28 protein-coding genes and 1 pseudogene are annotated in these 23,492 nt (G+C 34.7%); 6 read left to right on the top strand and 23 right to left on the bottom strand.

Annotated elements, in window-relative coordinates; translation table 11 throughout:
• Positions 1-114: 114 nt before the first annotated feature.
• A complete protein-coding gene (locus M1D60_RS09820; protein ID WP_456278978.1) occupies positions 115-657 on the bottom strand; it encodes a DUF402 domain-containing protein in 543 nt (180 codons plus the stop codon).
• Positions 658-768: 111 nt separating this feature from the next.
• On the bottom strand, positions 769-915 hold the full coding sequence (locus tag M1D60_RS09815) for a hypothetical protein (RefSeq protein WP_456278977.1): 147 nt from the start codon (positions 913-915) through the stop codon (positions 769-771).
• A gap of 468 nt (positions 916-1,383) precedes the next feature.
• Here M1D60_RS09815 and M1D60_RS09810 point away from each other — a divergent pair, with 468 nt between their 5' ends.
• From M1D60_RS09810 to M1D60_RS09800, 3 genes are all read left to right on the top strand, one after another.
• Positions 1,384-2,658 carry an MBL fold metallo-hydrolase gene (locus M1D60_RS09810; RefSeq protein ID WP_456278976.1) on the top strand — a complete coding sequence of 425 codons (1,275 nt, stop codon included), beginning with the start codon at positions 1,384-1,386 and terminating at the stop codon, positions 2,656-2,658.
• Between the two features lies 1 nt (position 2,659).
• Positions 2,660-2,926: a DUF3006 family protein gene (locus tag M1D60_RS09805; protein ID WP_456278975.1), complete on the top strand. Its 267-nt coding sequence runs from the start codon at positions 2,660-2,662 to the stop codon at positions 2,924-2,926.
• Between the two features lie 246 nt (positions 2,927-3,172).
• Complete coding sequence (locus tag M1D60_RS09800; RefSeq protein ID WP_456278974.1) at positions 3,173-3,709, top strand: hypothetical protein; 537 nt, start codon at positions 3,173-3,175, stop codon at positions 3,707-3,709.
• A 103-nt stretch (positions 3,710-3,812) separates the two neighbouring features.
• Here the strand turns inward: M1D60_RS09800 and M1D60_RS09795 are convergent, their stop codons facing one another.
• The 6 genes from M1D60_RS09795 to M1D60_RS09770 form a co-directional block, all read right to left on the bottom strand.
• Positions 3,813-4,697 (bottom strand): alpha/beta fold hydrolase, encoded by an 885-nt coding sequence (locus tag M1D60_RS09795; protein WP_456278973.1) that lies wholly within the window; start codon positions 4,695-4,697, stop codon positions 3,813-3,815.
• Between the two features lie 122 nt (positions 4,698-4,819).
• Complete coding sequence (locus M1D60_RS09790; protein ID WP_456278972.1) at positions 4,820-5,284, bottom strand: NUDIX domain-containing protein; 465 nt, start codon at positions 5,282-5,284, stop codon at positions 4,820-4,822.
• Positions 5,285-5,390: 106 nt separating this feature from the next.
• A complete protein-coding gene (locus tag M1D60_RS09785; protein WP_456278971.1) occupies positions 5,391-5,786 on the bottom strand; it encodes an NUDIX hydrolase in 396 nt (131 codons plus the stop codon).
• A gap of 89 nt (positions 5,787-5,875) precedes the next feature.
• Positions 5,876-6,367, bottom strand: coding sequence for an NUDIX hydrolase (locus M1D60_RS09780; RefSeq protein WP_456278970.1), 492 nt, complete (start codon positions 6,365-6,367; stop codon positions 5,876-5,878).
• An 80-nt stretch (positions 6,368-6,447) separates the two neighbouring features.
• Complete coding sequence (locus M1D60_RS09775) at positions 6,448-7,218, bottom strand: HAAS domain-containing protein (RefSeq protein ID WP_456278969.1); 771 nt, start codon at positions 7,216-7,218, stop codon at positions 6,448-6,450.
• Between the two features lie 111 nt (positions 7,219-7,329).
• Entirely contained in the window at positions 7,330-7,656 is a 327-nt protein-coding gene (locus M1D60_RS09770) for a PadR family transcriptional regulator (RefSeq protein ID WP_456279403.1), read from the bottom strand.
• 275 nt (positions 7,657-7,931) lie between these two features.
• Between M1D60_RS09770 and M1D60_RS09765 the strand changes: the two genes are divergently transcribed.
• On the top strand, positions 7,932-8,366 hold the full coding sequence (locus tag M1D60_RS09765; protein ID WP_456278968.1) for a DUF3888 domain-containing protein: 435 nt from the start codon (positions 7,932-7,934) through the stop codon (positions 8,364-8,366).
• A 122-nt stretch (positions 8,367-8,488) separates the two neighbouring features.
• On the opposite strand, the gene M1D60_RS09760 is transcribed toward M1D60_RS09765, so the two are convergent.
• The 12 genes from M1D60_RS09760 to M1D60_RS09705 all read right to left on the bottom strand — a co-directional run bounded on the left by M1D60_RS09760 (position 8,489) and on the right by M1D60_RS09705 (position 18,377).
• Entirely contained in the window at positions 8,489-9,274 is a 786-nt protein-coding gene (locus tag M1D60_RS09760; RefSeq protein WP_456278967.1) for an ABC transporter permease, read from the bottom strand.
• Entirely contained in the window at positions 9,275-10,039 is a 765-nt protein-coding gene (locus M1D60_RS09755; RefSeq protein WP_456278966.1) for an ABC transporter permease, read from the bottom strand.
• Between the two features lie 5 nt (positions 10,040-10,044).
• Positions 10,045-10,989 carry an ABC transporter ATP-binding protein gene (locus tag M1D60_RS09750; RefSeq protein WP_456278965.1) on the bottom strand — a complete coding sequence of 315 codons (945 nt, stop codon included), beginning with the start codon at positions 10,987-10,989 and terminating at the stop codon, positions 10,045-10,047.
• Positions 10,990-11,306: 317 nt separating this feature from the next.
• Positions 11,307-11,732, bottom strand: a complete 426-nt coding sequence (locus M1D60_RS09745) for a hypothetical protein (protein WP_456278964.1) — start codon at positions 11,730-11,732, stop codon at positions 11,307-11,309.
• Positions 11,733-11,853: 121 nt separating this feature from the next.
• On the bottom strand, positions 11,854-12,393 hold the full coding sequence (locus tag M1D60_RS09740) for a GNAT family N-acetyltransferase (RefSeq protein WP_456278963.1): 540 nt from the start codon (positions 12,391-12,393) through the stop codon (positions 11,854-11,856).
• Between the two features lie 392 nt (positions 12,394-12,785).
• A complete protein-coding gene (locus M1D60_RS09735) occupies positions 12,786-13,331 on the bottom strand; it encodes an N-acetyltransferase family protein (RefSeq protein ID WP_456279402.1) in 546 nt (181 codons plus the stop codon).
• A 91-nt stretch (positions 13,332-13,422) separates the two neighbouring features.
• Positions 13,423-13,773 (bottom strand): hypothetical protein, encoded by a 351-nt coding sequence (locus tag M1D60_RS09730; protein ID WP_456278962.1) that lies wholly within the window; start codon positions 13,771-13,773, stop codon positions 13,423-13,425.
• 129 nt (positions 13,774-13,902) lie between these two features.
• Positions 13,903-14,466, bottom strand: a complete 564-nt coding sequence (locus M1D60_RS09725) for a hypothetical protein (protein ID WP_456278961.1) — start codon at positions 14,464-14,466, stop codon at positions 13,903-13,905.
• 271 nt (positions 14,467-14,737) lie between these two features.
• Positions 14,738-15,310 (bottom strand): TIGR03943 family putative permease subunit, encoded by a 573-nt coding sequence (locus M1D60_RS09720; RefSeq protein ID WP_456278960.1) that lies wholly within the window; start codon positions 15,308-15,310, stop codon positions 14,738-14,740.
• A gap of 14 nt (positions 15,311-15,324) precedes the next feature.
• Positions 15,325-17,196, bottom strand: a complete 1,872-nt coding sequence (locus tag M1D60_RS09715) for a copper resistance protein CopC (RefSeq protein WP_456278959.1) — start codon at positions 17,194-17,196, stop codon at positions 15,325-15,327.
• A gap of 63 nt (positions 17,197-17,259) precedes the next feature.
• Entirely contained in the window at positions 17,260-17,682 is a 423-nt protein-coding gene (locus tag M1D60_RS09710) for a disulfide oxidoreductase (RefSeq protein WP_456278958.1), read from the bottom strand.
• 2 nt (positions 17,683-17,684) lie between these two features.
• Entirely contained in the window at positions 17,685-18,377 is a 693-nt protein-coding gene (locus M1D60_RS09705; RefSeq protein ID WP_456278957.1) for a thioredoxin domain-containing protein, read from the bottom strand.
• A gap of 312 nt (positions 18,378-18,689) precedes the next feature.
• Here M1D60_RS09705 and M1D60_RS09700 point away from each other — a divergent pair, with 312 nt between their 5' ends.
• Entirely contained in the window at positions 18,690-19,037 is a 348-nt protein-coding gene (locus M1D60_RS09700) for an ArsR/SmtB family transcription factor (RefSeq protein ID WP_456278956.1), read from the top strand.
• 94 nt (positions 19,038-19,131) lie between these two features.
• A pseudogene (locus tag M1D60_RS09695) lies at positions 19,132-21,192 on the top strand (heavy metal translocating P-type ATPase); the annotation flags it as partial.
• 94 nt (positions 21,193-21,286) lie between these two features.
• Here the strand turns inward: M1D60_RS09695 and M1D60_RS09690 are convergent.
• The 3 genes from M1D60_RS09690 to M1D60_RS09680 all read right to left on the bottom strand — a co-directional run bounded on the left by M1D60_RS09690 (position 21,287) and on the right by M1D60_RS09680 (position 23,355).
• A complete protein-coding gene (locus M1D60_RS09690; protein WP_456278955.1) occupies positions 21,287-21,940 on the bottom strand; it encodes a hypothetical protein in 654 nt (217 codons plus the stop codon).
• 304 nt (positions 21,941-22,244) lie between these two features.
• Positions 22,245-22,469, bottom strand: a complete 225-nt coding sequence (locus M1D60_RS09685; RefSeq protein ID WP_456278954.1) for a hypothetical protein — start codon at positions 22,467-22,469, stop codon at positions 22,245-22,247.
• Positions 22,470-22,641: 172 nt separating this feature from the next.
• A complete protein-coding gene (locus M1D60_RS09680) occupies positions 22,642-23,355 on the bottom strand; it encodes a hypothetical protein (protein ID WP_456278953.1) in 714 nt (237 codons plus the stop codon).
• Positions 23,356-23,492 lie beyond the last annotated feature (137 nt).

The raw sequence follows: 23,492 nt of genomic DNA, 5'->3' as shown, positions 1-23,492 counted from the left end.
TCAATAAGCATAGAAATTATGATTGTTCAACAATCACTACACGTTAACTTAGCCTAGATCATTGAATATGGGCTTATGTATAATTTGCTTTTTACATCTTCAGCATGTAAATATCTACTTCAAAATATTTGATAAAATTTCTTTATGGTTGTTTGACATGTTTATCAAGTCGAAATTACCTGTACTTATTAAACTTTTAAGGGTGATTACTTCACTCCACGCCAAATCGTAAAGAGATTTATCAATAATTCCTACTGCTAAAGCATCTTCAAGTTCGTTAGCATCCTTCTCAATTATCTCTCCCGATGGTAATAGAACAATATCTAAAAATAGATCTTCCATCCAAGGAATATTATTTTCTACGCCATTACGAAGGGATATATCAATATACCACTGAACAATATTCCCATTAGCATCAAACATTGTAGTTACAGAATGATTTTTCTCTAAAGGAAATTGTTGAAGCCACATATACCCATCGTCAACTATACATACTTTTCTCTCCCCATAGCTGACAAATAATGGTTCAGTGACTTTTAATGTATTTAATAAAGTTATATAGCCCTTAAATTCAGTAGTTTCTAGATATGACTGTGCATATTTCCTCTTCACAATTCGTTTCCATTCCGAGCGGTCTCCATATTTTCTTTTAAGCATCCTCATCCCCCAAACTTCCCCCTATTATTGAAGCTAATTTTCGTTATTTGTTCTTCAACTAAACTCCTTTAGTCAATAAGAGCTACCTATTTCCATAAATTGAACATGAATTCATTTATTACTTTTGTTAATGTTTAAAGCAATATTTAACAGTAAACCAAAGGTAGCTCCACCTAATAAAACCATACCGAAATTCCCAAGGAACATTAAGGCATATGAAAAAATCATACCTAATAAAATATATAGAAACACCTTCATCGGTAATTACATCCTCTCCTAAGTTTTGTAATACTTTTCCTTACTTCTATGCTAATGTGAATTACTTTCTTCGTTTGTTAAATACCTTCAACAAAAATAGGAGATAATCCTTCTTAGATCAACGTCTTCCTTAGTGAAAAACCCCACTTTTATTTGATAAATTCAGCATCAACTCTTGCATCGATCAATAAGTAATTTTCTCCTAAAATCTACAAATGGAACTGTCTCCATTACAGGGAAAACCACTAACAAGCGTTAGTGGTTTTTTGTAATGCATTCTTGACAAGACCGGTCACGCTATTTCTTCACTGTTGGGTGCTAGAGGTGATTGCATTTTCTATATCACTCAATACTTAAATGATGATCAGTATCCTAGTTTCCAGGGTATCTTTAAATCGCAGAAGCCATACAAATATTATGATGTATGTAAGTCTATGATAAGATTATTACTAGAAAAAGGGGGATCATATGTACATACGCAACCTGTTGACTCTTTTTTGTATATTCACTATTTTTTTTATAAGTGGATGCACTCAAGAACCCAATAATATAAACAATACTGGTACGGATACGGATACTGTTGAACAAGAATCAACTGGCGATTTGAATGAATCTGAAGACAAAGGGGGAAATTCAACACCTCCAGAGAAGCAAAAAGAAAATATCGATACTGAAATCGTTGATGATCCTAATGAAGCACCTAACAATCTATCTGAACTTAAAGTTCATTACATGGATGTGGGGCAAGCAGATTCAACATTATTTCAATACTCTCATGAAGGTGAAGATTATACGATTCTCATAGATGCAGGGAACTGGAATAGAAGCGATGTTGTGAATTATCTTATTGCCCAAAACATATCACAAATTGATATTGCTATTGGCACACACCCTGATGCTGATCATATCGGGCAATTAGATAAAGTCTTGAACACAATGGACGTTGGTGAAGTTTGGTTATCGGGTAATACGAATCCTTCGCAAACATTCCAAAGGGTAATACGTGCAATTGATGCAAGCGGAGCAGATTACTATGAACCGAGAATGGGAGACGAGTTTGAAATAGGTCCACTCAAGATTGATGTATTGTACCCCAGTACCATATCAGAAGATGATAATGATGAGTCAATCTCCATGATGATCACATATGGTGAGATACGCTTTATCTTTACAGGAGATGCAAGCACTGGTGATGAAATAAACATGCTAAATAGCGGATTTAACATGCAAGCAGACATCCTTCAACTAGGTCATCATGGTTCTTCAACCTCAACGCATCCAACTTTTTTGAGCGAAGTGAACCCATCCGTTGCGATTTACAGTGCGGGCCTAGATAACAGCTATGGACATCCGCATAACGAAGTAGTGGAACTCATTCAAAGCTCCGGTATTGAGCTATATGGCACTGATGTACACGGAACAATTATTGTGACAACAGACGGGGTAGACTATAACGTACTAACCAAACATCATGGCACGATTTCACCACAAAGCAGCAATGATACAGTTACCAAGAAGGAATCAAAAAGCGAACCAAAATCTCCAACTAACAGTTGCATTGACGTAAACTCTGCAAGTATTGAACAAGTTCAAGAAATCATTCACATCGGTCCAGCAAGAGCTGAAGATTTGGTGAACCTGAGACCTTTTCATTCAATTGATGATCTAACTCGAATAAGTGGAATTGGTCCATCGAGAGTAAAAGATATTAACGCGCAAGGACTTGCTTGCATAGGAGGTTAACATGTTGAAGGGCTATTTAGACAGAATTGAAGATGATCAATTTGCGGTTATATTAGTTGAAGAAATTCAAAAGGAGTTCATTATACCAAGCACTGAACTTCCAGAGGGTAGTAAGGTGAAGTCATACTTTGACCTCATAATCGAAAATGAAAAGATCACTTCAATAAAATTAAACGAGCAAATGACAACTACTGAACAACAACAAGTAGATGATTTGATGTCAAAGCTTCGATCCAAGAGTAAAGGTAGTAAGTTTAAAAAACAGTGAGTTTTTAGCTTAACTTGATAGGATTTGGAGTGCCTAATAACACTAAAAGACAATGTGAACAATACACATAGAAAGGAGTCTGGATTATCCAGCTCCTTTTGTTATGAATAAGTTTAATGCTATAAAGCACATCTCCTAGTAATATCCTTCCCCTATACTTCAATAACAACTTCTTCTAATCATGCAATTATTATATTTGTCGTATAAATTGCGAATACTATCTTAAAAAATACAAGGACTGATAAGATGAGGCTTCTCCTATCATGTATTATATTTGTTCTAACAACAATTTCTTTTTCAAACTTTGCTAATGCTAACTATACAAGCAGAGAATTCCAAGATTCATTTTATGAGTTTGGCTTCAAAGAAGTTAACCTTGCTTTATTTGAAAGTAAAGAGCACTTTAAAAAAGATATTCCTTTACCCGTACAAATTCCTCCTATTTCATTTACACACAGCTTTGGTAGGTTTAGTGACTTGAAAGGAGATATAAACGATGGCTTTGAGATTGAATATCTTCATAAGGATAAACCGAAAAATCACTATATGATTAGGATTCATCCAGTGAAATACGGTTTACCAATCAGAAAGGAGCATATTGAACAAACCTTAAAACTTAGAGATGGAAGCAAGGCGTATTATAGTACAAACATCGCAAAAGGATTTAATCTATTAGTATTTGAGAAGAAAGACTGGCAGTATGTCTTAAACATTAACAAAGGTGTCTCAGACCAAGTAACTCCCGAAATCTTAGTAGAGATAGCAAACTCGATAAACCCATAATCAAGTTCAGACAGAATCATACTTTTTCCATTTAGTGATGAACAAATGCCTTACTCATTTCATAAAAAGTTGTAGTTTAAACAATTGGGGACCAGGTCCCCACTCAATTCGCTAGTTTTTTTGAATTTTTTACAAGAAAATTAATTATATGTTCATTCACAATATCAGAGTGTTCTATGGTAAGAGAATGATTAGCACCAGGAATTATATGGGACTCCAATTTAGGAATTAGCCGTTTAGCGTTTGCAATTGCTTTTTTAGCAGGGTAGATGACTTCTTTCTCACCTATAATTAGTAAGGTTGGGAGAGGGAAATCTCGTAAAACTTCTTCTGAGAAAACGGAAGGCATGATATGTAAAGCTGGCTTGGCATAACTGTAACCTGCTATAATTTGGCTCCGAAAAATGGGGTGAAGAAGTTCACCCTTACCTGAAAACCAAAGAAAAGCTCTATCAATCCACTTTTCAGTATGAAACAATAATGCAGGATAAATCTTAATAAAGAAGAGTGGATTCATCTTATAAAAAGTTCCTGCAGGGGCAAAAAGTAAGAGCTTTGATATCCGTTCAGGATACACAACGGAAAAATTTAATGCTAGAAATCCACCCATTGAATGTCCACCCAAATCGGTTTGTTCTATGTTCAACCCATCCAATACCTCAAGGAGCCATTGCGCAGCTTGTTCCTTATTTTTTATGATATTCATAGCTTTGCTCTTACCAAAATCCCCTATTGTGTCAATTGCAAAAACTTGCCGTTCTTGAATGATATGTTGAATATTTGGATACCACATCGTACTACTCATGGTCATTCCATGAAGTAACAATAATGGCTGCTTATTTGAATCTCCGAAGACAAGAATATAAGTCTCACCAAATGAGGTTTGTATGTTTTTTGTAGAATAAGAGATTCCTGCCAACTCTAAAGATTTATCATAAAAATGATGATATTCCCTTTCAACCACTTCATTTTTAAAAATAGAAACCATTGCAATACCTCTCCTCTAATTAACTCGACTTATTGTGACTTCACTTTCTTTAAGGTAATATTTATCGGAACCTTTCTACGACCTTCATAGCTTCCCTAATATTAACCTACTAAACAACGATTCTAATTTATATCTCCTAAATAAACGGGAGTTTTTTCATTCTTTACATATTTTATAACATGTTTCCTTAGTTCCTTCGGATAAATCCTATACTCTAGTAAATGATCAATATGAATCCACTCCACTCCAACTTGATGACTGTCAGGATTAGTCGGTACTGCATGAGTATTTTCTCCATTTATAAGATTGCAAACAAAGTAATATTCAACTTGGTGAAAATTAGAATCGAAGGATGAATGTTCGTGGTTTTTACCTATGTATTCTCGTACATGGAGAAGCTCGCCTATTTCCACTTCTTCTCCAATTTCTTCCATACACTCCCTAATAAGAGCACTATGAAGTGTTTCACCGTGTTCTTGCCCTCCACCAGGAAAGAGATAGAAATAACCGTCATCATCCTTATTTTTTGTTAGTAAGAGTTTATTATTATTAAGTATGAGAGCTTTTGCTGAATTTCTAATATTCATGGTTACCCCCTATTTTATCCCAATTTTATCATAATAGGTAAAGCTTAATAAACCTTAACCATCCCTAATGAAAAAGGGATTGATTCCTTGTTGGATCAACTCCCTTTCACTTGAATAAGGCTTGAATTTTTAAAGCAACTTCTTTAGGCTTTACGTCAATAGATGATAATTTATTTATATCAACCCATATAGGTAAATATATTCCTCTATCCCTATCTAGATCTAAGTATTCTTCCCCTTGTCCAGTTCCGAATTCACCATTAATTATCTCAGCTAGGAAGAAATATTGAGTTCCATTAAATTCAACCTCTGCAATACAATTCATAAGTTTAACTTCTACTCCCAATTCTTCTAATGCTTCTCTTTTCGCTCCTTCTTCAGGTGTTTCCCCGTGCTCTATACCACCACCAGGAAAAACATAATAAACAATACCTTCTCTAATTCTTTTAATTAGTCCAACCCTATTATTTTGAATAATGACTATAGAAGATCGTTTTCGCACTACTCACACCCTTGCCTACCTAAGCTTTACACATAATTAAATAAGCAAAAAAAACTATAACCAATATCGATTCTATCAAACTGGTTAAATTATTCCTGCTTTAACGCAAAATCAAGTATCCCTTCGTATAGTTCATTCCAACCAAGATAATAATCCGGTACTTCACTTGGATTTATTAGAATTCTTTCAACTGACTCGTACTTTCCTTTGAAGTCATGTAAGAAGTCAATATTCATTTTATAAAAAACTTGATACCCTACTTTAGGGTACGGGCTACTTTCATCCCAGTTCGGGTTTTCGTTATGATCAACGATTATATGCCCTAATAATGAGCAACTCCCTGTGACATAACCTTCTTCATAAGCTTCTCTTTTTAAACAATCTTCAGGGGTTTCTTCATTTTCTATATGCCCCCCTGGGAAGTCCCAGCCTCTGTTACTTAAATTGACTAATAATATATTTCCATCCCTAAAACAAAATCCATGAACACTTGTTATTAATTCTCTTGGCGGGAGTAGCTTTTCAGGTTTCCAAGTCAATTTAATTTTGCCTTCTCCCCAATTAACATATATGGTAGTCATCTAAATTTCTCCATTTTATAAGTTTATATTAATACTTTATTTAGTGAATGACTATTTTCCTTTAACACCTCTTTTGCCTATTATCCTTTAGGTTGTTCCATCTCTACCTTTTTCTGTTTTTCTAGTCTCCAGAGAGTTAAAAAGATCACCACAAAGATTAATAGGAAAGAGCCCATACTGATATATAGAATTGAAATATCACTCAAGCTAGTAAAACGGCTAAAAGCATCTGGAATAAAAAGGATAGCTGGTAACCAAATGGAAACCCATGACTTACTCCAAATGGCAGTGGTGATAAAAATACAACTACATATCAAAATAACAATGACATCAGAAGTTCCATTACCTATAAAAAACGGATCGACGATAAAGTTACTTGCAAGTAATAAGAGGATGGCAGTAACGGAAACCAAACTATATGCAATCATTCCCCCAAGAAAAAACCTCTTATTAGAATACTGCTTTCTACCAGCTTGCTGAAGAAAGTACACGTAAACGACTAACCCAACGGCAGCTAATATTGGAAATCCAGCTACCTGTATAATGTTTATTTCAAATTCCCCTCTTATTGCAGGTCCCATTAGGAGATAGGCAATCACACCGAGAAAATAGATAGGTAGAAGTTTTATCAGTTGCTTATAATCTGTCTTCATTTCTCGTTTCAGTGAATCCATATATTCCTCAGGGCTTTGATCGATAATATCATCTATGCTTCTTCCACTTTTCTCAGCTTCTTTGAGGTGTTCCTGAAGCTCCTCTACTAGTTCTTTGATTTCTCGTTCATTTTTGCCTGACATCATTAAATACATTCTTAAATTATCAGTAAATTCCTCGCTTTTTTTAGATAGCATACTACTTCACACCCTTATCTTTTTGCAGATCACTATAATAGGATTCATTTTCAGGAGTTAACAACTTTCTTTTTCTATTGTTTTCCTCTATTAATACATTGGCGTTCATCACTATTCTCTCCCTATCAGTAATTTGTTTACCGGCTTTGAGATTTGCTGCCATTCTTCAGTAATGTTGTCTAAAGCCTTTTGTCCCGATTCTGTTAGAAAGTAATATTTCCGATTGGGGCCTGATTCGGATGGTTGCATTTCTCCTCGAATGAGTCCATTCTTTTGGAGTCTTAATAATACGGGATAAATCGTTCCTTCACTCACATCTGCCAAGCCGACTTGTAATAATTTCTGTGATAATTCATAACCATAGACAGGTTCCTTTTCTATTACAGCCAAGACACATCCATCTAAAATTCCCTTTAACAATTGGCTTCTGTTCGACATTTTCATTTCCCTTCCTTACCTAACTTGTTATACAAGGTAGCGAACAAAACAAAAGCACTACTCTTAGGTATTTGGTAAAACAAGATAGCTCTTATAAAAATAACTACTTTGTTATACATGGTAGCTGTTCTTAGTGTAAAATTTTTCTATTTCTTTGTCAATAGGCTCTTATTTTGTTACAAGCACATTAATAAGCACTATTCGCTCCTTGCTGGAGTTAAATATTAATTCCTTTCATAGGGAAAAATTAAATAAACGTTTTTGGAGGTATCTTGATGAAAAGGTTAGGTATGATCGTAGGGTTAGTTTTTATTTTTTCAATGAGTATGGGCTTTAAGTGTGATGCGGGAACTTTCGATCCGCCTCCTGTAAAATCAACAGAAGAATTGTACCAAGACATATTTGTTTCATTACTAAGTGTTGAAATTGATAGAGCCATAAACGAATACTACAAACACCTTTTAAACGATCCACCTACTGTATACCCTTTTCAAGTCTATATAGAAAAGGCTGAACGAATTGGAGGGTATAGAAGTTTTGAATTTATTGTGACTATGAATGTTCTTCCAGTAGTTGGGCCCCATATCCAGGTTGGGCTAGACCGATTAACATTCTATATTAATGGAAGTGGACAAATAAAGCTTACAAAGTTTGAGCATCTAAAGGACTATGAACTACCTGATCATTGGAAACATATTTTAAAAAACTAAGAGAGGCTAAGTCACCCTCTCTTAGTCTTAAAATTAAAACCATGTGGTTCAAATAAGGATTTACTTATATAATTCATGTTTAAATACTTTTGGTATACTCAATCCACTTTATAAGTCACAACCTATGTATTTTTAAACAATGACCCATTATGTCTTGCAGCTCTTTCCATTATGAAGACGAGAAGGATACCAGCAACAAGATAGCATAATGCAATGGTTAGTTCAGTAACTAGTAAAGGCATTACCGCATAAGACTCAGCCCCGTAAATGGATCGCAATGCCTCAATACTGTGAGTTAACGGCAAAATTCTAGCTATCATTTCCATTGGCTCAGGTAATAGAGTTACCGAGAAATTGACTCCACAAAACACATGGAACACAGCTATTGCCATATTTAAAAATAGATTTGCGTTTTCAAAAAGTAAACTAATCGATGCAAATATTAGGGAAAAGCATAGGATTGAGAACAGCATGACCACAAATAGGAGCATCAACTCTCCAAATCGTTCAAACGGAAATGGCAGTCCAAATAATATACTTCCAATAAAAAGTCCTATTATAAACACAAACAGCCCGTCTAATAATGGCACAACCGCTTTTCTAAGGATGATAAAAAGTGTTGGAGTAGGTGAGGCAATATTCAATTCTAGCGTACCAAACCTCCGCTCTAGCCTAAACATATTCATAAAATTAATCATCATCGTATGACATGTATAATAAGCAATATTCCCAATTACTACATACGTTAAGTAATCAGACCCAACCAATGCGCTTGCTAAAGTTGCAAAGAATAAATAATGCAGAAACGGATCTACAATTCGAAATAAAATAAACAAACGTAAGGTTTGGAAGGAATAAAGAGCCTTATAGGAAATGTTTGTAAATCCATACTTGTAGGATAATATCATTTAGATCGCCCCCATACTTCCATTTTCTCTTATTACGCCCTCTATCTTTTTAACGATGAAATAGGCTATCCCTAAATAAACGACACTTACCCCGATTGATAGTCCCATCGTTATAAACATTTCTGGGGACAGAAGTAATGTATCCTGAACAGCTTTAACTCCCCATGTCATGGGAATAAGGTAAGCAAGTACTTTTAAAACCAGAGGAAATTCTTGTACAGGTACAAACACACCACACAATAAAATCATCGGTGTTAAAATTAAATTTTGAAAGTCAAATACATTTTGAAACGCGACAAATACGATGGCTAAAATTAACCCAGCTACACTTAGGGAAAAAACAAGAATGAGTACTGATAATATAAACAAGCCGTAATTGCCTATCTGAATTGTAAATTGAAAAATAAGCTTCGCATAAATGAAGCTGAGCGCCATAGAAATCAATGCAATAAAAGAGTTACTTATCGCCTTTGTTAAAATAATTTGAAACAAAGATACGGGGGCTGCAATCAACAGCTTTAAAGTATCATTCCATTTTTGGGATATTAATGACGATCCCGATGAATAAAGAACATAGCTCCACATACTTATTAAGGCAGCTGCCACGACAAAGCTATCTGTATTTACATCTCCACGTAGCTTCTTTAAAAAGTAGATAATGGCAAGAAACATAAGGGGCTGAAAGAAAAGCAAAAACTGATACATCTTATTATTAAAATTGGTAAAGTACTTAATCTCTCTAGCTACTAAAAATAAAAAGTTCATAGACCTCACCCAACGTCCTTCATATGATAAATATAGGCATCTTCTAGTGAGATATCCTTCTTCTGTATTTTTAACACTTCACCATACTTTGCTAGTCTCTCTGTTAGAGCCTCTACATTTGAATCCTCCACTTCCACTTTTAGCTGATAAAATGGCTCCTTAATTGGCTCCATCTCAAGTTTAGTAAAATATGAGTCTTGTTTAATAGTTTCTGTATCGTACAAACTCATCGTCACTTCAAAGAGGTTAAGGTGATTACAGCTTTCCTTAATTTGCTTAGGCTCACCGATGAGACTAATTTTCCCTTCTTTTATAAAAGCCATTCGGTTACACAACTCATCTGCCTCTTGCATGTAATGAGTAGTGAGAATAATAGTGATTTCCTGTTTAGATAGTTCCTTGACTAAATCTCGTAATAGTTTTGCTCCAATCGGATCTAGTCCAATCGTTGGTTCATCTAAAAATAACAGCTTTGGTTTATTAATTAAGCATCTTGCAATATGTAAACGCTGAATCATTCCTTTTGAAAAGGTATGTATTTTTTGTTCATTCGTATTCTCTAGCTGAACGAGTGCAAGCAACTCATCAATTAATGGAGCTTGATCCTTATTCTTAATCTTATATAGCGTACAAAAATAATGCATATACTCTTTAGCTGTCAAACGACCATAGACCCCTCGTTCTCCACCATAGACAAAATTAATCTGATCTCTAATTTTGTGACTTTCTGACACAACATCATATCCTAGTACTCTAGCTTCACCTTCTGATGGTAGCAGTAAGGTTGTTAGGATTTTAATCGTTGTTGTTTTACCAGCACCATTAGGTCCCAATATACCGAACACCTCGCCCTTTTCAACATCAAAGGAAATGCTATCCAATGCCGTTTTTGTTCCCTTTTTTAGCTTGTAAGAGCGCGATAATCCCTTAACTTCAATTACCTTTGTCATATATTCACCTCTTAATAGTTATAATAGCTAGATAATTTTACCATATTTAATTTCCTATCGTGAATGACTTTTTTAATTTTTCTAAATAATAAAAGTATTAATAGAAATTTATATATTACAATTGTTCAAAAATAGTAAGCCTTATTATATTTACTAACATGAGATTTTAGTAGATATAGAACAATAATCCTGTGAAAACTAAAAAAGGTACCGAAATTGAATGATTGGGTACCTTGCTGCTTCTTCGAATAGATTTCACTATCATGAAAAGAGCGATTGCTTGTTTTGCAATCGCACCTGTTTGTTGTAGGAAAAACCTAAACAGTATATCGAATATTCCAGCTTTTTGGGAACTGAATTTTATTAGCATAAGCATAGCGAATTAACTGCCCGTGATGCTGAACCTCATGTTCTAATAAATCAATTAATAAATTATAGTTAATTTCACCTACACTACTATCTATTAAAAATATCTCTATGTTTCTATGAGTTTCTTCCAATTTGCTAATTAATAGTGTTTGATCATTAGTTTCAATTAGACTACAATCAAATCCTGCCCAGTGACCTACTTTTAAAGCCTTTAAATAGCTTTCCCTCGCCCCAATAATACAATATGCTTGTTCTCCAATTGTATTTGAGGGTGCGTCTGAAATCCTTAAGCCTAAACAACCTTCATTTATATGATTAAAAAAGTCATCTGTTAAACTCAATGCTTGTAAAAGTCTTTGTCTTATTAGTTCCATTCATAATTCCTCCATCTTTCACCTTTTTTGAGCATGTAGCAGAAATATACTATCAATAGTTCAAAAAAAACGAGCACTAATCCTGCTTGAATTAGTACCCGCTTATGTAATTTGAAGATTTTTAAAAATCAATTTCATCTATCTTTATAGGTGTTTTCTTACCTTGCTCCCAGTCCTCTCGAATGATTCCATAAATTAGAGAATCATCCACAGTACCATCATCATTTTCCCATGAATTCCTTAAATATCCTTCTTTTTGGAAGTTACATTTAAAGAACACTTTTCTCATTCCGTAATTATCGTGACGAGTATATGCTTCTATTCTAATTTTCTCTTCAGAATTTGAAAAAATATAATCAGTCACCCATTTCACAGCTTGCTCTCCATAACCATTTCCGCGTGCCTCATTAGATAATCTAACATCATATAATAACGGAATAGTATCGGTAATATCACTGATAATAATGATCCCTACGTTTTCACCATTTTTCTGTATCCAAAAAGTTTCTTTGTCATCTTCATACCAGCCTGATTCATAACGGCTCATTATTTCATCTCCTGATGGTGATGGATCAGCATGAAAATCCCAACTATTTTTTGTATAGAATTTTACCAGTTCATCTGATTCATTAGTAAGTTTTACAAACTCAATTTTGCCCATTACCTTTTTCTCCTTCTTATCAAAAATACTTATTCTATAAACTTTCTTATGAAACTATTAATTTAACATTAACAACGTAATTCCTGCTTAAATTATTCTTCTACAATGGCTCTGTTAAAGTTTGTTGTTGATTTCCGTTCCAGGACACTCGCTTTCCGCGGGCGGGTTCGGGAGCCTCCTCGGCGCGTCGCCTGCGGGGTCTCCTTCACCACGCTTCTCCAGAGAAAAAGCTCTTTCCTTTTTCCTTGCAGGAGTCTCGCATCCTTACACTTCAATCAACTCTGCTGAAAATCAACACTGTACTTTAACACAGCTACTACAATAAAAAAACGTTTATTCATTATGGGAGGCATCTCACTCGTTTGCTGAAGAATGAGAACTCATAGTTTTAATTATTCATTGAGCCTACCCATTATTACGGTATTATAATAATTACCATCGGATAGTAACTTATCCTTCTTTAATACTCCTTCTACTTCAAACCCATGGTTTTTATAGAGCATTATAGCTTTTTCATTGGTTTCAAGGACATTCAAAGTGATTTTTTTAATTTCGTTTGTATCAGCCCATCTAATGGTTTCTCTTAACAAGTTGGTGCCAATACCATATCCCCAGAAATCTTTTAGTACACATACGCCAAACTCAACTTTATGAGACATTCTTTTTAACTGATTGCCTTCACACCTCGAGAAGCCAACAATCTCACCATTGGTCTCGCAAACTAAAAATAGATTATAGGGACTTTCGGTGTCTTCTTTGATTAGGTGTTTAAAACCCACTTCGTCTATGTATGCTTCGCCTTTTTCTCTATCCATATTTTCTGTTTCACCGTCTATCTGCAATCGTACTTCAGACAAGTTTTTCGCATCGTTCTCTTTTGCTAACCTAATCACATAACTTAAATTACTAATATGAAATTCTATTGGATTTAATCTAATTAAAATCTCCTCCTTACTTATACGATTTACTGTAAGAACCTTCTTGTCTCTTATTTCCTACTTCAACTAATCTTCCTTGACAAACTTGAGATCAAAAGCTCAGACCCGAATAAATATAATATCCTTTACATGTAACATCTCCACCGTTATGTAAATTAAGAACCAGCTCTTCTTCTTTGTCCTCATTTAGAAAGATGATCTTACCTGTAGACTCAGGTATTTGCCATGTATGGGTTGAATCTCTTCTACTTGTGTTTATCTTATGAATTATTTCTTCAATCTTCTTGGAATCATTTGTTTCATATATCAAAGTTTCATCTTCATAAACACTAACCAAATCAAATTTCTCATTTATCAATGGTATCTTGAAATTTGTATTACAACCATTTAACAGCAGAATAGGTATTATTAAAATGAAAAGCTTTACATAATCATATTTCATCGTTCACCCCACAGTATGAAAGAATAATAACTTAATGAGCTAAATTCCTTTCCCCTTAATCCAATAATATAGGGTACTATTCTCCTAGATTGAATGTGGTTTTAACTTCGGAATCATACAGGTAAGAGCTTAGTTTTTATCGTATTGGTAAAGATACAGATCCCATTTAATGATAAAAGGGGTATTCAACTGATCTAATTCAGTTGAACTCATTCGTACCGCGGAAAGCTCAGATGGACCATAACTCGCCCCACTTACTATCAATCTTGAATTTAATTCCCTACCATCCATTGTATAAAAGTCCCAAGCCGTGTTTGATGTAAACGAGTTTTTTTCAATTACCCTGGAACTTAAAAATCTACCGTGTTTAGGATCTTGGAAGCTATGTGTAATATCCAACTCAACACCATAATCTTCAGTTGATTCTTCTCTAAAGACCTTTTTTAGTATGACAGATGAGTTTTCTTTAGTAAGCAAGACTTTATTTATTTCTCTATTTTCACCAGGTACTAAATTTAACCAATGTTCCTCAAATTGAAATTCCACCGGGAAAGCTTCTTGTATTAATGTCAATTCATAACCTTGTTCTTGGTGATATATATTTTCTGTTAGGCGTGCTTGTTCTGATGAAAAATATAAATAAATTCCAATCGCAAATAGAACTCCAGTAACTCCCCACGAAACCCTTCTCATGAAAACAACCCCCATTACTAAAATTGATTTACATGTTACTCCCTTTGGTTAAATGAGAACCTTCTTTAAAATAGCATCAAATGATATAAAAACATCTATCTAAATGCTAAATGGTATATTTTAGATTATAACTTAAACTAATGAGAGCATCTTTCTCTTTTCAAAAAAAATAACGACTACTGATCCAAGCAGGAACAGTAGTCGTTAATCAAGTCTGAGGTAGTTTGTTGAAATCATCCACTTGAGAATACTTCTGACGAAAATTTATGCTCTATTTGAGTTCCTCCATTAACTGTAGCTCATTAATGACGATGTATGGAACCTCACTAGCCATATATCTTGTTTTTTGAAGAGTACCTTTTACTCCTACCCATTGTCCATCAATTAGAGCATCTGCTTGTTGAGTCGTTGATAGTATGCCGTAAATCTCTCCATCATGTCCTTCATTATATCTAGCAATAACCATCTGGGTATTTTCAAATTCAGGTTCACGATAGATGAAACCACTTAGCTCTATTTCTTTTCCTACAAATGAATCAGGATCTTGATCCAACAAAACCATCATCATAACAAAGTCATCATCGGACACAGTAATTTTGTCCATCTCAAGAACATTGGACTTTAATTGCTCAAGACTCTCTAAATCAATTTCTTTATCTTCATGCGTATGTGAATGATCCTGGTGATTCTCATACTTTTCTGTTAGTTCATGCATATATTCTTCTGGATCCTTTAGAAAATCCTCAGCTATGTTTTGTTTTTCAGGTAATGAACCAATAGCTATCATTCCAATTATCACTGCAACAAGAACACAAATAATAATGTAGATGTATTTCCTTTGCATGATTATTACTCTCCCTACTCACTTATCTCACCTGGCACAACTAGTTGGTAGCTATAATTAAATACAGTATCATCACCTTGGTAAGCCTTTATTATAAGATCTGTTATTCCTGCAGTGTGAATGATGTTACCAGTAATCTTAAAGGTTTGATCATTTATTCGAAAAGCACGGTAAGTCGCCTCATAATCAGGAGGCATGACAAAGGTAATATCGACATTCTTAATTAGGGTATTGTCAAACTTCAGGGTTAATTCATTTAATCCCTTTTTTAACGGATCCACTTCAACACTTAATTCAGGTGAATCCTGTTCCTGGTGAATCGGATAAATGGCTCTTTCCGCCGCACTTGGTGCTGATACGACTACATTAGAAACAAAAATAAGCAGTAATAGAATGTAGATTGCTTCAAATAAAAGTCTTCCTCTAAAAATTCTTGTTCCTTTTCCAACCAACTGAAGAAGAGCCTTCCTCTGAATAAACCCAAGTAAAAAAACAAACATGGTGATTAGTGACTTTAATAAGATCCCTTTTCCCCAATCACTACTCCACAAGCTAGCAAAATTAAATGAAGGGACAAAAATAAATGTCATCCAAATTCCTGTAATGATCGTGGTTGGTAAACATACCATTGCCCATTTTGAAAACTGAGGCCCAGCTAATTTAATCCACGCTTCAAAGTTAGAAGAGGATGGAATTAACAATGCTAGTATTCCACCAAGCCAGATAGAAGCAGTGAACACATGTAAGAGACTTACGGAAACAGTAAGAAAACCTCCATATTGAGGATAAGTAGCGTGACCAATATAAAAAGGCGTGAGTAATAAACCGATTCCAAACAAAATAATTCGATAACGTTTCATCAAGACTCCTAATAGGACAATAAGGAGCTGAAGCAATGGAATCCAAACAAATTTAATGGAGAAAAATTCAATCCACCCTATCTGCTGCAACTCCTGCTTTTGAGAAAATAGGAGCAAAACGATCCCTACTACTAGTAATAATGATAAAGAATAGATGACTTTATTCCATCTTTTATGTTGACCCGAATCTACTTTTGCCGTTAACAGTGTTCCACCAAATAGGGACATCATAGATAAAAAAATAAAAAAATAAGCCATCTGTTTTAAGCTTATTTCTTTTAACCATGACCGGTCATCTCCCATTACACTAAGGACATCACGAGTAATAGGTGTATATTCTTCCACAGCAAAGTAAAAAACATCTACTTCTTCTGATAAATAACTTGTAGAGTCTTGAGGTTTCGCATACCACGTTACTTGGTATGTCCCTTTTTTTAATGGTTCATGAATAGGAATCTTCATAATAGAAAGGTTATTAGGATCTACTATTATTTGATTTAATCTGATATCTTCCTTTTCCGAATTAAAAAGTCCGATCGCAGTTAATTCAGCTGGTTGATTGAATTGTAATTCAATGTAATCCGTAGATGTGTTTAGAATTTGTCCGTCCATTGGAAACTGTTGAGTCACTTCTAGTGGCTGATCAACTTTTTGCTCTTGTTTGACGGTGAATTGGAAGGATTCAGTGATAATGTCACCATCTAACGCGATCACATTTATATTTACCGTATATGATCCATCAGTTAAGTCTTCACCTAATGTGGCAACTATATGTTTATCGTCTTCATCTAATCTAGTATCGGATATCTGAATTGGTTCATTATTTGATCGTAGGATTTGTATAGAATTAGAATGAACAACAACAGGATCTCTAAAAGTCACCTCTACAGAAGTAGGACTATCATCTACTGTTTCAAAGTTATTAGGGTAGGTATCTACTAAAGTAGAATGTGCCATAGTCTCATGCACCGTTGTGATTTGTATGATGAACAATAAGAAAAGTAATAGTAGAGGTTTTGGTTTCATTTATAACACTTCTTTCAAAAATAAAATAAAAAGGGTTCTTCCTATCGAACCCTTAACAATTGATTATTTTTTTCTCATTAATAATAAGAATATGATGATTAGGCTAAAGGCTACCCATGCAAGAAATGGTATGGTGATAAACCCAAACCAATTGATATACTCACCCGAACATGGTACACCACTCTTACATGGTTTGATTTCAGCAAAACCCGGAACTTTTTGTACAAGGTAGTGATACAGTGATATAAACCAACCTAAAATGGATAAAGGCAAGGAGAATCTTATGACGGATTGATCATTTTGAAATGTTCCAATTCCAAGGATTAACACTTGTGGATACATCAAGATGCGCTGATACCAGCAATATTCACAAGGAATAAATCCTTTTATTTCACTAAAATAGAGACTCCCAAATGTAGCAACTAGCGAAATAAACCAAGCTAAATAGAGGAACATTTGATTCTTTTGAGGATTCATTTGGTTCATTTTTATTGTTCCTTCATTTGTTGTTCAATTAGGTTTTTTATTTTGTCGTAATCGAATGGGTCCTCAAGAGCTGTCCCTTCAACGAAAATAGTTGGTGTAAGGCTTACTTCAAATTCCTCTACCAATCTATTGTCTTTATTCAATTCTTCAATTTCTGTAAGCTTCTCTAACTCCGACTTAAATTGATCTACATCCATCTCTGAAATAGATTCAGCGATTTCTACGACCTTCTCTTTTGTTAGCCATAAGGCATCATGCTGTTCTCTACTCGGTTGTGCTTCAAACAACTTCTTATGAAACTCCCAATAAATGTCTGGATTTTGTTTCCAAACTGTTTCCGCCGCAAGGGAACCCAGTTGTGATTCTTTACCATGAAACAGAACATTGATATAAACAAATTTAACTTTACCAGTGTCCACATAATCCTTTACAAGGTCATTATATACAGTTTCGCCCCATAACTTACATGCTGGGCATTTAAAATCACCAAACTCTATTACAGTCACAGGAGCATCCGGATCACCAAGAATTGGTTGTCCTTCAATTGGTGGTGTCTTTTCAAACTTAACGATTCCGGCAGAATCATTAGCCTTGTTTGAAAGGACGACTAAAGCTGAAAGTAAAATAAATGTTGCGATTGTGATGAAGACTGCTAGTTTAACTGGAGTCATCTTCTTTTTTTGCTGTTTTCCCATGATCATCGCTCCAAACTCTTAAGTTTCCTTCAAATTATAAGGCAAGTTGAACCTCAATTACTTATCAAAACATGACAATTCTATTAATTTTTTTGAATTCAAGCCCTGCTTGACCGGACCTTACTACACTGACATCGTATATTATCATAAGGTACCTCAATCCTCGAACACAATTAAATAGGCCTGGTAAATGATTCACATATTCCTTTACCCTTAATATCATAATTATTGACTAACGTATTAGTAATTGCTAATATGTGCTTAATATATCATATTAGCAGTCACTAATACAATATACAAGGTGGTGTCTTTATGACAGATGAATCAACTAATTTCATAGAGCTACAAGTAAAATTTTTTCGAGGTTTTGGCGATAAGACTAGACTCTCCATTCTGGATTCTTTAAAACAAGGAGAAAAAACAGTCTCAGAAATCGTTGAGTTTACCTCAGGTAAATGTGGAAATCAATCAAACATTTCCCAACATCTATCCTGTCTCAAAGGCTGCGGAATTGTAAAAAGTCGTCAGGAAGGAAAATATACATTCTACAGTATTCAGAATAATGAGATTGAACAGTTCTTGTTACAAGCTGAGGTAATCCTCAAGGGATTATCTGGAGAAATGTCAACGTGTAATCAGAATGATCAATTGATCAAATAGTTTTTGAAAGGAGGAATGTAGTATGAAAACCGAAGAACAATTGAACTCAGCACCACGAACTACCTATCTTTTATCAGGCCTTCACTGAGCTGGCTGTGCTGCTCAGGTTGAGCAGAGAGTGTCTGATTTACCCGGTACCATTAAAGCTACCATTAACTTTGGCGCCTCAAACCTGATTGTCGAGGGTGACGTACCACATGAACTGGTTATAAAAGAAGCCGAGAAAGAAGGAGTCTCCGCCAAACCTATGGGGGCTAAGGAAGAAGACGAAGAAAAGCCTTTCTTCCTGTCACACAAGGATTCCATTATTACGGGTACGTCTATGCTTCTTTTTCTTGCAGGCTGGTTGATCGGAATGGCTGGCTATTCAACAGCCGAAATCAGCTTATTGGCCCTTTCGATTATCATTGGTGGATATAAGACGGCTCGAAGTGCACTATACGGATTTAAAAAACTAAATTTTGATATGAATGTCTTAATGACAATTGCAGTCATCGGAGCAATTGCAATTGGTGAGTGGATTGAAGGGGCATTAGTCGTTATCTTTTTCTCACTTAGTAATACCCTTTCTGTCTATACGTTAGAAAAAGCCCGTAACTCTATAAAGGCATTAATGGGGTTAGCTCCACGAGAAGCATCCATTATTAGAAATAGAGAGGAACTGCTTCTTCCTGTCGAAGAAATCCTAGTTGATGATATTATGATCGTAAAACCAGGTGAAAAAATCGCCATGGATGGGACAATCGTTAAAGGGGTATCTTCTATTAACCAAGCAGCCATTACTGGTGAATCCATGCCGGTTGAAAAAACAGTAGGTAGTGAAGTATTCGCTGGAACGATCAACCAACAAGGCTCTATTCAAGTAAAAGTAACCAAACGTGTTGAAGATACTACCTTAGCTAAGATTATTCATCTTGTTCAAGAAGCCCAAGGTCAACGAGCAAAAAGCCAAGAATATATTGATCGCTTTGCAAAAGTTTATACCCCTATTGTTATTGCACTAGCTGTACTAATTACAATTGTTCCACCTCTATTTTTTGACGGAGTATGGGGAGATTGGATTTATCGTGGGCTCGCACTTCTAATTGCAGCTTGTCCGTGTGCCCTCGTCATATCAAGTCCAGTTTCCATTATTTCTGCGATTGGGAACTCTGCCAATAACGGGGTGTTAATTAAAGGTGGGGTATTTCTAGAAGAAGCAGGAGCTATTAAAGCCATTGCTTTTGATAAAACAGGAACCCTTACTGTTGGGCGCCCCGAGGTAACAGATATCCTTACTGCTGTCGGGACATCGGAAAAAGATTTACTATCCATCTCCGCAGCATTGGAAAAATATTCAGAGCATCCATTAGCTGCAGCCATTGTCCGTAAGGCAGAGCGTGAAAAACTGTCTTTCCCTGGTGCAGAGAATTTTACTTCTATTACCGGAAAAGGAGCTCAAGGTGTAGTAAATGGAATCACCTACTATATTGGAAATCCAAGGTTATTCAGTGAGTTAGGTACTGACATTACTCAATTTTCAGCAGATGTGGAGCGACTTCAACAAGAAGGAAAAACAGCCATGCTACTGGGAACGAAGGAAAAGATTTTTGGTGTCATTGCCGTTGCTGATGAAGTACGTGATCTTAGTAAGGATGCCATTGCTCGCCTAAAAGAAGCAGGCATTGAACGTACCATTATGTTAACAGGTGATAACAAGGCAACTGCCCAAGCAATTGCTTCTAAAATTGGAGTGGATGAATTTCATGCTGAGTTACTTCCTGAAGACAAAGTGAAGGCAATTAAGGAACTACAGAAAAAATACGGGAAAATTGCCATGGTCGGTGACGGCATAAATGACGCTCCGGCACTTGCTACTTCAAACTTAGGAATTGCAATGGGAGTAGCTGGAACAGATGCAGCACTAGAAACAGCTGATATTGCGTTAATGGCCGATGACTTAACAAAGCTTCCTTTTACCATTCGATTAAGTCGAGCCACTCTTCGAAATATTAAACAAAACATCTGGTTCTCAAATGGTATTAACTTTTTAACCATGATCCTAATTGTACCTGGCTTTGCCTCATTACTTGTAGTAGCCTTAGCCGATGTATTGGCAGCTGTACTTGTGGTACTAAATGCAATGAGACTTTTGAAGATTAATCCATTAAAATAACAATTTCACAAATAAGGAAAGAGCTAACAGAAAACTGTCAGCTCTTTTCTAGTAGTATAAGATTACACGAGACTACACTATCATTAAATAAACATTATTGAACAAGATCAGTAATAATTTTATAGCGTACCCCACCAGAATGTATTGTTAGTTCTTGATCTCTATACTGAATTGAATAAGGATTTGGAGATTTCCAAAAATAATTACCATTTTCAGATTTTATAATAAAATAGTTTCTTACTATATCGGTATTAAAACTTCCATCTATAGTGATTAAATACTGACCCTCGTCTAATACCTTTATAGAAATATCTTCATCCTGATAGTATTCTATTTCTTTGGCCTTTTGAAGTAATTTCGAAAAGTCATTAGCTTTAAATACTTCTGTTATAGCTATGTTTTCAATCTGTTTGTTAAAATCAGCTACTAAAGAATACTTTCCTTTTAATTCAGCTAATTCATTTTCACTAGGTATAGGATTTATATGTAAGATTTTTTCATAAAATCTCTTATCTCTAGTTGCTAGTGAGAAGTAAGATTTAGTAAACTCATCCTCTGCCTTATATACCTTTTCTATTTTCACTTCCGAGGGGTCTTTAAAAAAGTCTTGAACAACGGTTTCATAAGTTACAAAGTACTGTTTAACTTCTTCTACAGTAACGTGTTTCCCCAAAGCTTTATCTTGTAAATACATTATACAAATTAGTACAAAAATAAATAGTATAATTAAAAATAGTTTTTTCTTCATGATGCCTCCTACATGATCATCTTCACAAAGGAGATTTGTTTTATATAGAGTCCCCTAAAATGTGCTCTAAAACTCCTTTTTACTCATCTCCTTAATAGGACGGAGAGTATAATCTTTCTGTATTAGTATCAATAACAAACTCAACCTTGATATTGACATCATATGGGACTTGCTCAAAATTGTGGAGTCTACAAAATACTTGTAAAAGTTAAGAAGAAAATGACGATCATATCCATCAATTTCTATAACCATGTAATCACGACTGGTTGCTAATCAATCATATAACTTAATTTTAATAGTCACGTTAATTATCTTTTTCCATTAAATAATGATCAATAGCCTTTTGAACTTTGTCTCTTTTGGGTGCTATTACTTCTAATCTTTTGTGGATATCTTGAAGTAAATATAGGCCTCTAAACAAACAACCTCCTACAATAGCGAAGGCAATTAAACCACCTACAAGAGGACCCATCATTAGTAAGACAAATCCTAGAATACCAGCTAGAATGATCGATAATAATAAATACATCTTTACACTCCTTTAATTCTTCTAACTTTAAATTTTGGCTGTGTTAAACTTCGTTGTTGATTTTCGTTACAGGACACTCGCTTTCCGAGGTGCGATATGAAATTTAATCCACAAGATCGTAAAAATTAAAGATGTAATATTTGGTCTTTTACAGCCTAAGACATAAATAAATTCACTCTATAATCCATTGGATTTTATAAGCATCTATGAATTTGGTACTCTTCATTGTTGTTAAATCCATTATATAAATTTCCCCAAAAGAATTACTAACAAAACCTTCTAACAGGCTGCCTAATGGTGTCAAATGTTCCATTGAAGAATAAACTAAATATTTTCCATCTGGTGAAAACCCAATAGGGTGATATCCAGTTAATTTTTCATCGTATATCCCATAGAATTTCTTTATCGTTTTTTCACTTCCATTTTCTGAAAGATAAAGGGTCCCTTTCTTCGAAGAAGCTGTAAGGTTTTTAAATTGATTTTCTATATAATCTGTATCAGTTTCCATAATTTCTTTCTCCAGCAAAATCGGTTGATTTGCTCCTTCCGTTAAGGAAAATAAACTCCATGAACCTTCGTCCATAGCTATAAAGTAAATAGTTTTACTGGTTTTATCATAATAAAAGTCTAAGATATTATCATTATAGTCTCCGTAACTGTCTTTTCCTTTTCCTTTATGGCTATATAGTAATTCTTTATTCTTCAGTGCAGCATCCGACTTAAATAAAGTAAGTACGCCATCAACTCTTTCGGTATAGTAAATCGTACCCTCTAAATCTGATAATAATTCTGAATGGATTGTATCTTTAAAATACTGATAAATATTTAAGAGAATTAAAATAATTACTATCAATAATAAAGTTCCGATGACTAATTTTTTCTTCATACCTTCACCTCATAACTCCTAAAGGTCATTATGTTATTAATCTTTTTGAAGTGCACTTTTATTCGTAGGTAATCCGTTCTGTCATAAGTATGTTTTTGGGATAGACATGCAACCAACTTTTCAGATAGATTCCCTTG

It is taken from the genome of Bacillus sp. AK128 (genome assembly GCF_053903075.1).
The sequence above is the reverse complement of the archived record's forward strand: the minus strand, read 5'-3'. Positions and strand labels throughout refer to the sequence as shown.

What these genes read in the sequence shown, in the direction of transcription:
- M1D60_RS09800 (WP_456278974.1), top strand. Translation starts at nt 3,173, where the DNA reads ATGAGGCTTCTCCTATCATGTATTATATTTGTTCTAACAACAATTTCT.
- M1D60_RS09740 (WP_456278963.1), bottom strand. Translation starts at nt 12,393, where the DNA reads ATGGGCAAAATTGAGTTTGTAAAACTTACTAATGAATCAGATGAACTG.
- M1D60_RS09720 (WP_456278960.1), bottom strand. Translation starts at nt 15,310, where the DNA reads ATGCAAAGGAAATACATCTACATTATTATTTGTGTTCTTGTTGCAGTG.
- M1D60_RS09820 (WP_456278978.1), bottom strand. Translation starts at nt 657, where the DNA reads ATGCTTAAAAGAAAATATGGAGACCGCTCGGAATGGAAACGAATTGTG.
- M1D60_RS09730 (WP_456278962.1), bottom strand. Translation starts at nt 13,773, where the DNA reads ATGAAATATGATTATGTAAAGCTTTTCATTTTAATAATACCTATTCTG.
- M1D60_RS09805 (WP_456278975.1), top strand. Translation starts at nt 2,660, where the DNA reads ATGTTGAAGGGCTATTTAGACAGAATTGAAGATGATCAATTTGCGGTT.
- M1D60_RS09710 (WP_456278958.1), bottom strand. Translation starts at nt 17,682, where the DNA reads ATGAACCAAATGAATCCTCAAAAGAATCAAATGTTCCTCTATTTAGCT.
- M1D60_RS09715 (WP_456278959.1), bottom strand. Translation starts at nt 17,196, where the DNA reads ATGAAACCAAAACCTCTACTATTACTTTTCTTATTGTTCATCATACAA.
- M1D60_RS09780 (WP_456278970.1), bottom strand. Translation starts at nt 6,367, where the DNA reads ATGACTACCATATATGTTAATTGGGGAGAAGGCAAAATTAAATTGACT.
- M1D60_RS09775 (WP_456278969.1), bottom strand. Translation starts at nt 7,218, where the DNA reads ATGCTATCTAAAAAAAGCGAGGAATTTACTGATAATTTAAGAATGTAT.
- M1D60_RS09700 (WP_456278956.1), top strand. Translation starts at nt 18,690, where the DNA reads ATGACAGATGAATCAACTAATTTCATAGAGCTACAAGTAAAATTTTTT.
- M1D60_RS09795 (WP_456278973.1), bottom strand. Translation starts at nt 4,697, where the DNA reads ATGGTTTCTATTTTTAAAAATGAAGTGGTTGAAAGGGAATATCATCAT.
- M1D60_RS09790 (WP_456278972.1), bottom strand. Translation starts at nt 5,284, where the DNA reads ATGAATATTAGAAATTCAGCAAAAGCTCTCATACTTAATAATAATAAA.
- M1D60_RS09815 (WP_456278977.1), bottom strand. Translation starts at nt 915, where the DNA reads ATGAAGGTGTTTCTATATATTTTATTAGGTATGATTTTTTCATATGCC.
- M1D60_RS09745 (WP_456278964.1), bottom strand. Translation starts at nt 11,732, where the DNA reads ATGGAACTAATAAGACAAAGACTTTTACAAGCATTGAGTTTAACAGAT.
- M1D60_RS09755 (WP_456278966.1), bottom strand. Translation starts at nt 10,039, where the DNA reads ATGAACTTTTTATTTTTAGTAGCTAGAGAGATTAAGTACTTTACCAAT.
- M1D60_RS09810 (WP_456278976.1), top strand. Translation starts at nt 1,384, where the DNA reads ATGTACATACGCAACCTGTTGACTCTTTTTTGTATATTCACTATTTTT.
- M1D60_RS09685 (WP_456278954.1), bottom strand. Translation starts at nt 22,469, where the DNA reads ATGTATTTATTATTATCGATCATTCTAGCTGGTATTCTAGGATTTGTC.
- M1D60_RS09725 (WP_456278961.1), bottom strand. Translation starts at nt 14,466, where the DNA reads ATGAGAAGGGTTTCGTGGGGAGTTACTGGAGTTCTATTTGCGATTGGA.
- M1D60_RS09765 (WP_456278968.1), top strand. Translation starts at nt 7,932, where the DNA reads ATGAAAAGGTTAGGTATGATCGTAGGGTTAGTTTTTATTTTTTCAATG.
- M1D60_RS09680 (WP_456278953.1), bottom strand. Translation starts at nt 23,355, where the DNA reads ATGAAGAAAAAATTAGTCATCGGAACTTTATTATTGATAGTAATTATT.
- M1D60_RS09705 (WP_456278957.1), bottom strand. Translation starts at nt 18,377, where the DNA reads ATGGGAAAACAGCAAAAAAAGAAGATGACTCCAGTTAAACTAGCAGTC.
- M1D60_RS09770 (WP_456279403.1), bottom strand. Translation starts at nt 7,656, where the DNA reads ATGTCGAACAGAAGCCAATTGTTAAAGGGAATTTTAGATGGATGTGTC.
- M1D60_RS09690 (WP_456278955.1), bottom strand. Translation starts at nt 21,940, where the DNA reads ATGAAGAAAAAACTATTTTTAATTATACTATTTATTTTTGTACTAATT.
- M1D60_RS09750 (WP_456278965.1), bottom strand. Translation starts at nt 10,989, where the DNA reads ATGACAAAGGTAATTGAAGTTAAGGGATTATCGCGCTCTTACAAGCTA.
- M1D60_RS09760 (WP_456278967.1), bottom strand. Translation starts at nt 9,274, where the DNA reads ATGATATTATCCTACAAGTATGGATTTACAAACATTTCCTATAAGGCT.